Origin of the sequence: Escherichia sp. KTE114 (genome assembly GCF_000407765.1) — a bacterium.
GTDB lineage: Bacteria > Pseudomonadota > Gammaproteobacteria > Enterobacterales > Enterobacteriaceae > Escherichia > Escherichia ruysiae.
Window position 1 is genome coordinate 2,940,219 of the sequence record NZ_KE136626.1, and the last position, 13,836, is coordinate 2,954,054.

Here is a 13,836-nt window from a genome sequence, read left to right on the forward strand (position 1 = left end):
GATGTGTTAAATCGATTGTGAATAACCAACGCTTCCGGCAGGATACGGTCGCCCTGGTAAACATAAACTCTGTTACCCCGTTCCGGTGGCAGATATAACGGCAAGTTTCGACATTGCCGATAATAATTTTTTGGAGACTTTAGATGGCTATTAGCACACCGATGTTGGTGACATTTTGTGTCTATATCTTTGGCATGATATTGATTGGGTTTATCGCCTGGCGATCAACTAAAAACTTTGACGACTATATTCTGGGCGGTCGCAGCCTTGGGCCGTTTGTAACGGCATTATCGGCGGGTGCGTCGGATATGAGCGGCTGGCTGTTAATGGGATTGCCGGGCGCAGTGTTTCTTTCCGGGATTTCCGAAAGCTGGATCGCTATTGGCCTGACATTAGGCGCGTGGATTAACTGGAAGCTGGTGGCCGGGCGGTTGCGTGTGCATACCGAATACAACAATAACGCCTTAACCCTGCCGGATTATTTCACCGGGCGCTTTGAAGATAAAAGCCGTATTTTGCGCATTATCTCCGCGCTGGTTATTTTGCTGTTCTTCACCATTTATTGCGCTTCGGGCATTGTGGCAGGCGCGCGTCTGTTTGAAAGCACCTTTGGCATGAGCTACGAAACGGCTCTGTGGGCAGGTGCAGCGGCGACCATCCTTTATACCTTTATTGGCGGCTTCCTCGCGGTGAGCTGGACCGATACCGTACAGGCCAGCCTGATGATTTTTGCCCTGATCCTGACGCCGGTTATTGTAATCATTAGCGTTGGTGGGTTTGGCGACTCGCTGGAAGTGATCAAACAAAAGAGCATTGAAAACGTTGATATGCTTAAAGGACTGAATTTTGTCGCCATTATCTCGCTGATGGGCTGGGGGCTGGGTTACTTCGGGCAGCCGCATATTCTGGCGCGTTTTATGGCGGCGGATTCTCACCACAGCATCGTCCATGCGCGTCGTATCAGTATGACCTGGATGATCCTCTGCCTTGCTGGGGCGGTGGCTGTCGGCTTCTTTGGGATTGCTTACTTTAATGATCATCCGGCGGTAGCAGGTGCGGTAAACCAGAACGCTGAACGCGTGTTTATCGAACTGGCGCAAATTCTGTTTAATCCGTGGATTGCCGGGATCCTGCTGTCGGCGATTCTGGCGGCGGTGATGTCAACCTTAAGCTGCCAACTGCTGGTGTGCTCCAGTGCGATTACCGAAGATCTGTACAAAGCATTTCTGCGTAAACATGCCAGCCAGAAAGAACTGGTGTGGGTAGGGCGTGTTATGGTGCTGGTGGTGGCGCTGGTGGCCATTGCGTTGGCAGCGAACCCGGAAAACCGCGTGCTGGGGCTGGTGAGCTACGCGTGGGCAGGCTTTGGCGCGGCGTTTGGTCCGGTGGTGCTGTTCTCGGTGATGTGGTCACACATGACGCGCAACGGCGCGCTGGCGGGGATGATCATCGGTGCGCTGACGGTTATCGTCTGGAAACAGTTCGGCTGGCTGGGTCTGTACGAAATTATTCCGGGCTTTATCTTCGGCAGCATTGGGATTGTGGTGTTTAGTTTGCTGGGTAAAGCGCCGTCAGCGGCGATGCAAAAACGCTTTGCCGAAGCAGATGCGCACTATCATTCGGCGCCACCGTCACGGTTGCAGGAAGGTTAAGGGAAGGCGTTTTACCGAAAATTCCACGTCATAATGGGAAGCAGACAGAGGGCAATCAGTGATTGCCCTCTGTGTTTTCTCTCAAAATATTTTTACATTTCCTCATCATTATCACTACATTCCGCTTGTGTTTTTCTTCACCGTAATGATAATCGCTATCACTGCGATTTACTTTTCTTTGCATAGATTGACTCAGAAAAACGTTTAAGGGTGGGTGGCATGTTTGTTCCGTTTCTCATTATGTTGCGCGAAGGACTTGAAGCCGCGCTGATTGTCAGTTTGATTGCCAGCTATCTTAAGCGTACCCAGCGAGGCCGATGGATTGGTGTGATGTGGATTGGCGTGTTGCTTGCCGCTGCGTTGTGCCTGGGTTTGGGTATCTTCATTAATGAAACCACCGGCGAATTCCCGCAAAAAGAGCAGGAGCTGTTTGAAGGGATCGTGGCGGTGATCGCCGTGGTGATCCTCACCTGGATGGTTTTCTGGATGCGCAAGGTGTCGCGCAACGTCAAAGTGCAACTGGAGCAGGCGGTCGATAGCGCATTGCATCGCGGGAATCATCACGGCTGGGCGCTGGTGATGATGGTCTTTTTTGCCGTTGCACGGGAAGGGCTGGAGTCGGTCTTTTTCCTGCTGGCGGCATTTCAGCAAGATGTCGGGATCTGGCCGCCGCTCGGTGCAATGCTTGGCCTCGCCACGGCCGTGGTGCTTGGTTTCCTGCTCTACTGGGGCGGTATTCGCCTCAATCTTGGCGCATTTTTCAAATGGACCAGCCTGTTTATTCTCTTCGTCGCCGCAGGGCTGGCAGCAGGTGCCATTCGCGCATTTCATGAAGCCGGATTGTGGAACCACTTTCAGGAAATCGCCTTCGATATGAGCGCGGTGCTCTCAACTCACTCGCTGTTCGGCACGCTGATGGAAGGTATTTTTGGGTATCAGGAAGCGCCGAGCGTCAGCGAAGTCGCCGTCTGGTTTATTTATCTCATCCCGGCGCTGGTGGCGTTTGCTCTGCCGCCACGTGCAGGAACGACAGCGTCTCGCTCCGCGTAACAAATACGACGCAAACTCTTGCTTAGTTACAACATACTTTAAAGGGATAGTCTCGTCATGACCATTAACTTCCGCCGTAGCGCACTGCAATTAAGCGTGGCTGCGCTGTTCTCTTCTGCTTTTATGGCTAGCGCCGCTGATGTTCCGCAGGTCAAAGTGACCGTGACGGATAAGCAGTGCGAACCAATGACTATTACGGTTAACGCCGGGAAAACGCAGTTTATCATTCAGAACCACAGTCAGAAGGCGCTGGAGTGGGAGATCCTCAAAGGCGTGATGGTGGTGGAAGAGCGGGAAAATATCGCCCCTGGTTTTAGCCAGAAAATGACGGCGAATTTACAGCCTGGTGAATACGATATGACCTGCGGTCTGCTGACTAACCCGAAAGGGAAGTTGATCGTCAAAGGCGAGGCGACGGCGGATGCGGCGCAAAGTGATGCACTGTTAAGCCTCGGCGGTGCAATTACCGCATATAAGGCGTATGTCATGGCGGAAACCACGCAGCTGGTGACCGACACTAAAGCCTTTACCGACGCCATTAAAGCGGGCGATATCGAAAAAGCGAAAGCACTGTATGCACCGACGCGCCAGCACTATGAGCGCATTGAACCGATCGCTGAACTGTTCTCCGATCTGGATGGCAGCATTGACGCCCGTGAGGATGATTACGAGCAAAAAGCTGCCGACCCAAAATTCACCGGTTTCCACCGTCTGGAAAAAGCCTTGTTTGGCGACAACACCACCAAAGGAATGGATCAGTACGCTGACCAGCTTTATACCGATGTGGTCGATTTGCATAAACGCATCAGTGAACTGGCTTTCCCACCTTCAAAAGTGGTCGGCGGCGCAGCGGGACTGATTGAGGAAGTGGCAGCCAGCAAAATTAGCGGTGAAGAAGATCGCTACAGCCACACCGATCTGTGGGATTTCCAGGCTAACGTTGAAGGCTCGCAGAAAATTGTCGATCTGCTGCGTCCACAACTGCAAAAAGCCAACCCGGAACTGCTGGCAAAAGTCGATGCCAACTTTAAAAAGGTCGATACCATTCTGGCGAAATACCGTACTAAAGACGGTTTTGAAACCTACGACAAATTGACCGATGCTGACCGTAATGCACTAAAAGGCTCGATTACCGCGCTGGCGGAAGATCTGGCGCAACTTCGCGGTGTGCTGGGACTGGATTAAGCGTTATGCAGTATGAAGATGAAAACGGCGTGAATGAACCGTCACGCCGACGTTTACTGAAAGGGATTGGTGCACTGGCGCTGGCGGGAAGTTGTCCGGTCGCTCATGCACAAAAACCGCAAAGTGCGCCGGGTACGCTTTCACCGGATGCACGCAATGAGAAACAGCCGTTTTATGGTGAGCATCAGGCAGGGATCCTGACGCCACAGCAGGCCGCAATGATGCTGGTGGCGTTTGATGTGCTTGCCAGTGATAAAGCCGATCTTGAGCGGTTGTTTCGCTTGTTGACTCAGCGTTTTGCTTTTCTGACTCAGGGCGGAATGGCACCAGAAACGCCAAATCCGCGCCTGCCGCCACTCGATTCCGGTATTCTTGGCGGCTACATTGCGCCTGATAATCTCACCATCACGTTGTCTGTTGGTCACTCGTTGTTTGATGAGCGGTTTGGCCTTGCGCCACAGATGCCGAAAAAGTTGCAGAAGATGACGCGTTTCCCCAACGACTCGCTTGATGCAGCGTTATGTCATGGAGATGTGTTGCTACAGATTTGCGCCAATACCCAGGACACGGCGATCCACGCGCTGCGCGATATCATTAAACACACGCCGGATTTGCTCAGCGTGCGCTGGAAGCGGGAAGGGTTTATTTCCGATCATGCGGCGCGTAGTAAAGGCAAAGAGACGCCGATTAATTTGCTGGGCTTTAAAGACGGCACTGCTAATCCCGACAGCCATAATGCGAAGTTGATGCAAAAAGTGGTGTGGGTCACGGCAGATCAGCAGGAACCTGCCTGGACTATCGGTGGTAGCTACCAGGCGGTGCGGTTGATTCAGTTTCGGGTGGAATTTTGGGACAGAACGCCACTGAAAGAACAGCAGATGATTTTTGGTCGTGATAAGCAAACCGGTGCTCCGCTAGGAATGCAGCACGAGCATGATGTGCCCGATTACGCCAGCGATCCTGAAGGGAAGGTGATAGCACTGGATAGCCATATCCGGCTGGCGAATCCACGCACGCCAGAGAGTGAGTCCAGCCTGATGTTGCGCCGTGGCTACAGTTATTCACTGGGCGTCACCAACTCCGGGCAACTGGATATGGGGCTACTGTTCGTTTGCTACCAACACGATCTGGAAAAGGGCTTCCTGACAGTACAAAAAAGGCTGAACGGCGAGGCGCTGGAGGAATACGTTAAACCTATCGGTGGCGGTTATTTCTTTGCGTTGCCAGGGGTGAAGGACGCGAACGATTATCTCGGAAGCGCATTATTGCGGGTTTAATGTTTTTAGGCGGATAGGCGTTACGCCGCATCCGACGTTCGTGCGCTGATGCCTGATGCGATGCTGGCGCATCTCATCAGGCCTACAATCGGTGTAGGATCGGTAGGCAGGATAAGGCGTTACGCCGCATCCGACGTTCGTGCGCTGGTGCCTGATGCGATGCTGGCGCATCTTATCAGTTCTACAATCGGTGCCGGATCGGTAGGCAGGATAAGGCGTTTACGCCGCATCCGGCAAGCACAAGGCACATTTTACCAGCACCGCGAATCCTGCTGAAAGCACACAGCTTTTTCCATCACTGTCATCACTCTGTCATCTTTCCAGTAGAAACTAATGTCATCAAAATGGTGTTTTATGGTTAAATATAAGTAAATTTATTGTTGCAATAAAGGCAAAAACTGTTGTACTTATTAAGTAACAGCGGTAGTTCCCGGCAGTGATAGTCAGTCACTATGGAGATCGCGGATGGTAACGTCCTGTACTGGACAATGTTTTGTTAAGCAACGTTTCACCACTCGCGGAGAGTTCTCCTCCGGTAGTCATCTCGTCACTCTGTATTTTTACCCACTTCCTTTCTTTATTCGTGTTACCGACGCCTTTAACGGTGCGCGTAGCCGTTTTCGGTGTTATCTCCAAAAGCAAACTATGGCTTACAAGGAAGCCAACCCTCTGATGTTCGTGCGCATAATCGCGCTGCCAACGGCGCGTGTGATGAATACAAACAACTCAAGGTGCTCTCCATGGGAAGACAAAAAGCAGTGATCAAAGCTCGTCGCGAGGCAAAACGTGTGCTGAGACGGGATTCGCGCAGCCATAAACAGCGTGAAGAAGAATCGGTCACCTCGCTTGTGCAGATGAGCGGCGTAGAAGCCATTGGCATGGCTCGCGACAGTCGCGATACCTCGCCAATCCTCGCGCGAAATGAAGCGCAATTGCACTATCTGAAGGCTATTGAGAGTAAGCAACTGATATTCGCCACGGGCGAAGCCGGGTGTGGTAAAACCTGGATCAGTGCGGCAAAAGCGGCAGAAGCCCTGATACATAAGGATGTCGACAGAATTATCGTCACCCGTCCAGTTCTGCAAGCCGATGAAGATCTTGGCTTCTTACCTGGAGATATCGCAGAAAAGTTTGCTCCTTATTTTCGTCCGGTCTACGACGTGCTGGTTCGGCGGTTGGGCGCTTCCTTTATGCAATACTGCCTGCGACCGGAGATAGGGAAGGTCGAAATCGCGCCGTTCGCCTATATGCGTGGACGTACCTTTGAAAATGCAGTCGTCATCCTTGATGAGGCGCAGAATGTGACTGCCGCGCAAATGAAAATGTTTTTAACCCGCCTCGGGGAAAACGTGACGGTTATTGTTAACGGAGATATTACACAGTGCGATTTACCTCGCGGTGTGCGCTCCGGATTAAGTGACGCGCTGGAACGTTTCGAAGAAGATGAAATGGTCGGGATTGTCCGATTCGGTAAAGAGGATTGCGTACGTTCGGCACTTTGCCAACGTACGCTACATGCCTATAGTTGAGATTTTTAATGGTACAGAGCCCTGGCGTGGAGTGCACCCCAAAAGTTGGACACTCAGCTGAGTAAGGTGCAGTCCACTTTCATACGAGCTCTTCTCAAAATATGGCGGTGAGGGGGGGATTGACTCGCTTCACTCGCCCTGCGGGCAGCCCACTCACTGCGTTCGCGGACTGTCCAACTGGCTGTCGCCAGTTGACGAACCCCGGTCGGGGTTTCTCATCCCCCCGGTGTTGTGCAATATGCGAAAAAAAAGCCCGTACTTACGTACGGGCTCTTCTTAAAAGATGGCGGTGAGGGGGGGATTCGAACCCCCGATACGTTGCCGTATACACACTTTCCAGGCGTGCTCCTTCAGCCACTCGGACACCTCACCAAATTGTCGTTCCTGTCTTGCTGGAACGGGCGCTAATTTAGGGAAATCACGGCCTGAGGTCAACAAACTTTTTAAAAAAATAGCGCGTTTATTCAAACTTCAATCAATCTGCAACTTTAATAAGCAAAGTTTGCTTTTTTTACCACCAGCAGTGGATTTGTTATGCTGAGGAGCTTTGTAGATCATAATGATAAGCGCGGGTAAATTCCGCAAAACCGCTTTCGGGAGTCAGTATGGATATCATTTTTTATCATCCTGTGTTCGATACCGCCTGGTGGATTGATGCGCTGGGTAAAGCTATTCCTCAGGCCAGAGTCAGAGCATGGAAAACCGGTGATAATCATCCTGCGGATTATGCTTTGGTCTGGCATCCACCTGTTGAAATGCTGGCAGGTCGTGATCTTAAGGCCGTGTTCGCGTTGGGTGCCGGCGTTGATTCGATTTTGAGTAAATTACAGACGTACCATGAAATGCTGAAACCGTCTATTCCACTTTTTCGCCTGGAAGATACGGGGATGGGCGAGCAAATGCAGGAATATGCTGTCAGTCAGGTGCTCCATTGGTTCAGACGTTTTGACGATTATCGAGCGCAGCAAAATGCTTCGCTTTGGCAACCTCTGCCTGAGTATCAACGGGAAGATTTTACTATCGGCATCCTGGGGGCTGGCGTATTGGGCAGTAAAGTCGCACAGAGCTTGCAGATCTGGCGTTTTCCGCTGCGTTGCTGGAGTCGTAGCCATAAAAGCTGGCCCGGCGTACAAAGTTTTGCCGGAACTGAAGAGTTAGGCAAATTTTTGAGCCAATGCCGTGTATTAATTAATTTATTACCGAATACGCCTGAAACCGTCGGCATCATTAATCAACAATTATTAGAAAAATTACCGGATGGCGCATATCTCCTCAACCTGGCGCGTGGCGTTCATGTGGTGGAAGATGACCTGCTCGCGGCGCTGGATAGCGGTAAAGTTAAAGCGGCGATGCTGGATGTTTTTAATCGTGAACCTTTACCGCCGGAAAGCCCGCTCTGGCAACATCCACGCGTGACAATAACACCACATGTCGCAGCCATTACCCGACCCGTTGAAGCAGTGGAGTACATTGCACACGCCATTACACAACTCGAAAAAGGGAAGACGGTCAGCGGACAAGTCGACCGTGTACGAGGCTACTAATAAACCATACGGATTCCTGCTATCCTTGGCGGGAATTGAATACAGGAGAGAGTTATGTATCCCGTCGACCTTCATATGCATACCGTTGCCAGTACACATGCATATAGCACATTAAGTGATTACATTGCCCAGGCCAAACAGAAAGGCATTAAACTTTTTGCGATCACCGATCATGGCCCTGATATGGAAGATGCACCTCATCACTGGCACTTTATTAATATGCGTATCTGGCCGCGAGTCGTCGATGGGGTGGGGATCCTGCGTGGCATCGAAGCCAATATCAAAAATATTGATGGTGAAATTGATTGCAGCGGCAAAATGTTTGACTCGCTGGATCTGATTATTGCTGGTTTTCATGAACCGGTTTTTGCGCCGCATGATGAAGCTACGAATACTCAGGCCATGATTGCCGCGATGGCGAGTGGGCATGTGCACGTGGTTAGCCATCCCGGAAATCCACGATATCCAATTGATTTTAAAGCTGTTGCTGAAGCTGCTGCTAAGTATCAGGTGGCGCTGGAAATCAATAACTCCTCATTCTTACATTCGCGTAAGGGCAGTGAAGATAACTGCCGTGCGGTTGCCGCTGCGGTGCGCGATGCCGGAGGTTGGGTCGCGTTAGGATCGGATTCTCATACCGCTTTTACCATGGGCGATTTTGAAGAATGCCGCAAGATCCTCGACGCAGTGGATTTTCCGGAAGAGAGAATATTGAATGTTTCGCCACGCCGTTTGCTGAATTTCCTTGAATCTCGCGGTATGGCGCCGATTGCGGAATTTGCTGATCTTTAATTGCTATTAACGGAAATAAATTAATGAACGAGTTTTCTATCCTGTGTCGTGTGCTGGGTTCGCTCTATTACCGTCAACCGCAGGATCCTTTACTGGTTCCGCTGTTTACCTTAATTCGTGAAGGGAAACTGGCGGCGAACTGGCCGCTGGAACAGGATGAATTGCTGGCGCGTTTGCAGAAAAGCTGTGATATGGCGCAAGTTTCTGCCGATTACAATGCATTATTCGTCGGTGATGAATGCGCAGTTTCACCTTATCGCAGCACCTGGGTTGAGGGAGCCACAGAAGCGGAAATCCGTACTTTCCTTTCTGAACGCGGGATGCCGTTAGCGGATACGCCAGCCGATCACATCGGTACTTTGCTGCTGGCCGCTTCCTGGCTGGAAGATCAGTCAACAGAGGATGAAAGCGAAGCTCTGGAAACACTGTTTAGCGAGTACTTGTTGCCCTGGTGCGGCGCATTTCTCGGAAAAGTAGAGGCTCATGCGACTACACCGTTCTGGCGCACCATGGCACCACTGACCCGCGATGCAATCAGCGCAATGTGGGATGAACTTGAGGAAGAATCAGAGGAGTAAATGTGATCGGAATCACTCATTACTGCAATCTATATATAGCTGTTGCATAAAATGTGTGCTCGATCTCATTCATAGTCGCGTTTTCTGCTATTATGCGCGGCATGAACATACTTCTCTCTATTGCAATCACAACAGGCATTCTCTCCGGTATCTGGGGCTGGGTGGCTGTTTCCCTTGGCTTACTTAGCTGGGCAGGTTTCCTGGGCTGCACGGCCTACTTTGCCTGTCCGCAAGGTGGGCTAAAAGGGCTGGCTATTTCCGCTGCAACACTGCTTAGCGGCGTGGTGTGGGCGATGGTTATTATTTACGGCAGTGCTCTGGCACCACATCTGGAAATTCTCGGTTATGTCATAACCGGTATTGTCGCTTTTCTGATGTGTATTCAGGCGAAACAGGTGTTGTTGTCGTTTGTTCCGGGGACGTTTATTGGTGCATGTGCGACGTTTGCCGGGCAAGGGAACTGGAAGCTGGTGCTACCTTCGCTGGCGCTTGGGCTGGTGTTTGGTTACGCAATGAAAAACAGCGGTCTTTGGCTGGCGGCGCGCAGTGCTAAGTCCGCTCACCGTGAGCAACAAGTCAAAAATAAAGCGTGAGGAGCACTCACGCTTTATATTGAATCATCAAGGGCCGGAATTAACTCCGGCTTTTTTATGTATCAGGATTCCGGTGGTACTGATAAGTGACGGTATTTCACCAGAATGTCATTCTGCCGCTCTGATTTATTCTGCAAATCCCACAAGCCACGGTCGATGCCGTCGTTAATCAGGAAGATAACGCCTGTTTCGATGGCGGACATTAGACAGAGCATAACCGGTTCGTTAGAGGTATAACCCACTTCCCCTTCCAGTAACCGCTGGTAGTCAATAAAGCGGAAGACACCCGCCTGGACTTCATACGAAAGGATCGTCTTACTGGTGTTCACCGAAGAGAGGATCTCACCGGTACTTACATTGACGACGCGCAGGTTCACTGCAATCTGATCAAGTTGGTATTGCGTATCTGCACCAATACCAAAATATCTCGCCCCAACACCGCCCGATTTGACGTTACTTTCATAACCAATAATAGAGCCTTCAACCATGATATTGGCTGCGGTCAACGATTGAAGCGGGATTCGGTTGTTTACCGCGACAGTGCCGTTTTCCTGTGCCGCACGAATAATCTTGCGTTCGTTGAGCAGGTTTTGTAGGCCCTGACGTTCCAGCGGTATAAACCAGCGAGAATCTTTCAATGCCGTGACCAGCATCGCGGTGGCGCTTTGCGGAACAGCAGTGGAGAAGTTACTCGCCGGGTAGGGTTTAAATTGCCCGGTTTCGTCCTGAATGTTGTATACCGAAACAAAGATCTTACCTGTTGGCGCTGGCAGGTGGGTCAAATCTTTGTAGCTCTGGGCACGAGGCATTAATGTCGGTCTGGCGGCTTCTTTAGGTGGGGCGGTTAAGCATCCGCTCAGCAACATGACGGCAACCAAAACAAATAAGCGCTGCATGATTATTTTCCTTATGAAGCTGGGGCTTAAAAATCGGTTGAGTTATTTTGTAAACCCGAAACCTGGATGGTCGAGGTTTGTCCTGTCTTGCGATCCGTCACATTCAACTGCAATTGACCATCGCGGTTGGCAATATCAACAATATATTCATTGGTCACCATTCTTCCTGGCTGACCCGTATTAATATTTGTCAGCAACCCACCTAAAATTTGGGACTGGATGGCTTGAGTAAAGTTATCTAACGCTGATGGCGTTTCAATACCAAAGTCATCGTCATAGCTCGGATCTTTATACGAGTTCTGCGCCTGGGCACTATTTAATAAAAAAGCACCGTTATTCGGGTTACCACCAAAGTTTGGATTGCGGAACTGGAAAGTCATATTTCCTGCCCAACTTAATGGTGAAATAAGCATGAGTAGAACTACTGCATGTTTGACACGCATTGCAGCCTCCGAACAAATTTTTATTTAAAATTCATCATGCGCCAAATCGCCCGTACTCAATAACGCCTGATTTATCTGGCGACGATTTAGTGCTTCTTCAGTTTGAATCAGTGCAAAGACAACAGTTTTCTCGAAGTCTCTTTTCAATGGGAATAAAAATGTCTGGAAAATAACGTCCTGATTCACCGTTATTGTGATCCAGCTTCCCCATCGTGCACTGGGTCTTTCATTAATTGTTAAGTTACCGGTGTAGTCACTTTCCCATTTATCACTAAAGGCACGGTAAAAATCATGGCCAATAGAGGAAACGGTATGGTCAGTTAACAATCCCGGTACTTCTACTTCAACGGCGTGAACATTTCCCGCAGCGAAGAGAAGTTCTACTGCTACAATCCAGCATAAATAACGTTTCATGGCTTTATCGCCTGAGGTTATCGTTTGCCCATGAGACCGCTTGTGTTCGGTTTTTAACTGCTATCTTTTTGAAAAGATTATAAAGATGCGTTTTTACCGTGTTTTCGCTGATGAACAGCGAACGAGCAATCTCGTTATTGGAGGCGCCGATACGCAGCTTATTAAGGATCTCTTTTTCCCTATGAGTAAGGAGGGCTGATTCCGTGCTGTTATAACGATAGTTACCGGAATGTGTAATCAAGTAACTGGCAAGCTTTTGCGTAAAGTAGCATTCACCACGTAAGACGCCTTGCAACCCATTGACTACGCGTTCTTGATCCTCCATGGCGTAAAAAACACCATTGATATGCGGCCAGTTTTCAATGTCGCGGTACGGGTAATCATCTGGAGTATTTAACAACAGCGTTTTAATGTTGTTGTGTTTTCTGCTTAATGTATCCTGCCAGTAATGAATGAGCTTTTTATCTGCTTCCATCATATCCAACAGAATAATGCAGCCAGAAGATATATCGTCCAGAGAACGTTGAATATTATGCAGTTTTCCTGTGATTGCCAGCGATTGTTTTAAATGCTGCAATAACGCGGTCGCCTGCAAAGAAGGTTTAGTGATCAACAGTAATGTATGACCATGAATACTATGGACTTCATTAAACATGATGAAACCCCGCTTTTTTTATTAATCGCACACCTGACAGCTGCCTTTATAAAATAGAGGCACCAGAAGTACTGACAGATGTTGCACTGCTGTGTGTAGTAATAAATCAACCCTAAATGGGTAAAATATAAAACTAATGGATTACATCTGATTTCAATCTAGCCATTACAAATCTTAAATCAAGTGTTAAACGTGTAACAAAATGTAATCTGGAATTTTAAAATGTTAACAAGGTGTGGTTATGGAGTTTAGAGTTGATAGAAAAGTTGTACATATTGCTTTTATTGCACAATTTTAAAAAGTCATACAAATGAAGCTAAGTCTATAATTATGCATATAAAAATTATTTCCACATAGTTCTTTTGTCGTGTGAAAATTTCTTACTTTCGCTGATGTTGCCCTTGGACAAATTTTTGCCGTAAAAAGACGATGTTTGTCACGGCTTGTCAAACAGACATATCGACGTAATCTTCGCGAACCATGAAGGAAGGCTGACTGTTGATTTTTTGCTGTCAAAAAACGGTACTTTAAAAGAAAACAAAATAATTTTTGCGTAAATAACAGCGTATTTGCGGGAGTTTTAATACTTTGGTATGAACAAAAAAAGCAAAATACAACGCGCGGGTGAGTTATTAAAAATATTTCCGCAGACATACTTTCCATCGTAACGCAGCGTTAACAAAAAACGGTTTGCGTTAACAACCAAGTTGAAATGATTTAATTTCTTAAATGTACGACCAGGTCCAGGGTGACAACATGAAAAACAAATTGTTATTTGTGATGTTAACAATACTGGGTGCGCCTGGGATTGCAGCCGCAGCAGGTTATGATTTAGCTAATTCAGAATATAACTTAGCGGTAAATGAATTGAGTAAGTCTTCATTTAATCAGGCAGCCATAGTTGGTCAAGCTGGTACTAATAATAGTGCACAGTTACGGCAGGGAGGCTCAAAACTTTTGTCGGTTGTTTCGCAAGAAGGTAATAGCAACCGGGCAAAGATTGACCAGACAGGAGATTATAACCTTGCATATATTGATCAGGCGGGCAATGCCAACGATGCCAGTATTTCGCAAGGCGCATATGGTAATACTGCAATGATTATCCAGAAAGGTTCTGGTAATAAAGCAAATATTACGCAGCATGGTACTCAAAAAACGGCAATTGTAGTGCAGAGACAGTCGCAAATGGCTATTCGCGTGACACAACGTTAATTTCCATTCGACTTTT

The 13,836-nt window shown here is 48.8% G+C and carries 14 protein-coding genes and 1 tRNA gene; 10 read left to right on the plus strand and 5 right to left on the minus strand.

Features of this window, described 5'->3' with window-relative positions:
• Window positions 1-143 precede the first annotated feature (143 nt).
• The 5 genes from putP to phoH all read left to right on the plus strand — a co-directional run bounded on the left by putP (window position 144) and on the right by phoH (window position 6,693).
• Window positions 144-1,652 (plus strand): sodium/proline symporter PutP, encoded by a 1,509-nt coding sequence (gene putP, locus WC5_RS07265; protein WP_001018480.1) that lies wholly within the window; start codon window positions 144-146, stop codon window positions 1,650-1,652.
• 219 nt (window positions 1,653-1,871) lie between these two features.
• Entirely contained in the window at window positions 1,872-2,702 is an 831-nt protein-coding gene (gene efeU / locus WC5_RS07260) for an iron uptake transporter permease EfeU (protein WP_000497937.1), read from the plus strand.
• A 57-nt stretch (window positions 2,703-2,759) separates the two neighbouring features.
• Entirely contained in the window at window positions 2,760-3,887 is a 1,128-nt protein-coding gene (gene efeO, locus WC5_RS07255; RefSeq protein ID WP_000154422.1) for an iron uptake system protein EfeO, read from the plus strand.
• A 5-nt stretch (window positions 3,888-3,892) separates the two neighbouring features.
• A complete protein-coding gene (gene efeB, locus WC5_RS07250) occupies window positions 3,893-5,164 on the plus strand; it encodes an iron uptake transporter deferrochelatase/peroxidase subunit (RefSeq protein ID WP_001199129.1) in 1,272 nt (423 codons plus the stop codon).
• A gap of 740 nt (window positions 5,165-5,904) precedes the next feature.
• A complete protein-coding gene (gene phoH / locus WC5_RS07245) occupies window positions 5,905-6,693 on the plus strand; it encodes a phosphate starvation-inducible protein PhoH (protein ID WP_000533536.1) in 789 nt (262 codons plus the stop codon).
• 284 nt (window positions 6,694-6,977) lie between these two features.
• On the opposite strand, the gene WC5_RS07240 is transcribed toward phoH, so the two are convergent.
• Window positions 6,978-7,065, minus strand: a tRNA-Ser gene (locus tag WC5_RS07240).
• Between the two features lie 233 nt (window positions 7,066-7,298).
• On the opposite strand from WC5_RS07240, the gene ghrA reads away from it, so the two are divergent.
• The 4 genes from ghrA to WC5_RS07220 all read left to right on the plus strand — a co-directional run bounded on the left by ghrA (window position 7,299) and on the right by WC5_RS07220 (window position 10,200).
• Entirely contained in the window at window positions 7,299-8,237 is a 939-nt protein-coding gene (gene ghrA / locus WC5_RS07235) for a glyoxylate/hydroxypyruvate reductase GhrA (protein ID WP_016231662.1), read from the plus strand.
• A 54-nt stretch (window positions 8,238-8,291) separates the two neighbouring features.
• Complete coding sequence (locus tag WC5_RS07230) at window positions 8,292-9,029, plus strand: phosphatase (RefSeq protein WP_000283652.1); 738 nt, start codon at window positions 8,292-8,294, stop codon at window positions 9,027-9,029.
• A gap of 23 nt (window positions 9,030-9,052) precedes the next feature.
• Window positions 9,053-9,607 (plus strand): molecular chaperone YcdY, encoded by a 555-nt coding sequence (gene ycdY, locus WC5_RS07225; RefSeq protein ID WP_001001895.1) that lies wholly within the window; start codon window positions 9,053-9,055, stop codon window positions 9,605-9,607.
• Between the two features lie 101 nt (window positions 9,608-9,708).
• Complete coding sequence (locus WC5_RS07220) at window positions 9,709-10,200, plus strand: DUF1097 domain-containing protein (protein ID WP_032147879.1); 492 nt, start codon at window positions 9,709-9,711, stop codon at window positions 10,198-10,200.
• A gap of 62 nt (window positions 10,201-10,262) precedes the next feature.
• Here the strand turns inward: WC5_RS07220 and csgG are convergent, their stop codons facing one another.
• From csgG to csgD, 4 genes are read right to left on the minus strand one after another with little or no spacing between them, the layout of a single operon-like run.
• The gene (csgG, locus tag WC5_RS07215) at window positions 10,263-11,096 is read right to left on the minus strand and encodes a curli production assembly/transport protein CsgG (protein ID WP_001189336.1); all 834 of its coding nucleotides are present in this window, start codon (window positions 11,094-11,096) and stop codon (window positions 10,263-10,265) included.
• A 26-nt stretch (window positions 11,097-11,122) separates the two neighbouring features.
• Window positions 11,123-11,539, minus strand: coding sequence for a curli production assembly/transport protein CsgF (gene csgF / locus WC5_RS07210; RefSeq protein WP_001264079.1), 417 nt, complete (start codon window positions 11,537-11,539; stop codon window positions 11,123-11,125).
• A gap of 24 nt (window positions 11,540-11,563) precedes the next feature.
• Complete coding sequence (gene csgE / locus WC5_RS07205) at window positions 11,564-11,953, minus strand: curli production assembly/transport protein CsgE (RefSeq protein WP_000833234.1); 390 nt, start codon at window positions 11,951-11,953, stop codon at window positions 11,564-11,566.
• Between the two features lie 4 nt (window positions 11,954-11,957).
• Entirely contained in the window at window positions 11,958-12,608 is a 651-nt protein-coding gene (gene csgD / locus WC5_RS07200; protein WP_000481491.1) for a biofilm master transcriptional regulator CsgD, read from the minus strand.
• 756 nt (window positions 12,609-13,364) lie between these two features.
• On the opposite strand from csgD, the gene csgB reads away from it, so the two are divergent.
• Entirely contained in the window at window positions 13,365-13,820 is a 456-nt protein-coding gene (gene csgB / locus WC5_RS07195) for a curli minor subunit CsgB (protein WP_010345644.1), read from the plus strand.
• The last annotated feature ends 16 nt before the right edge of the window (window positions 13,821-13,836 follow it).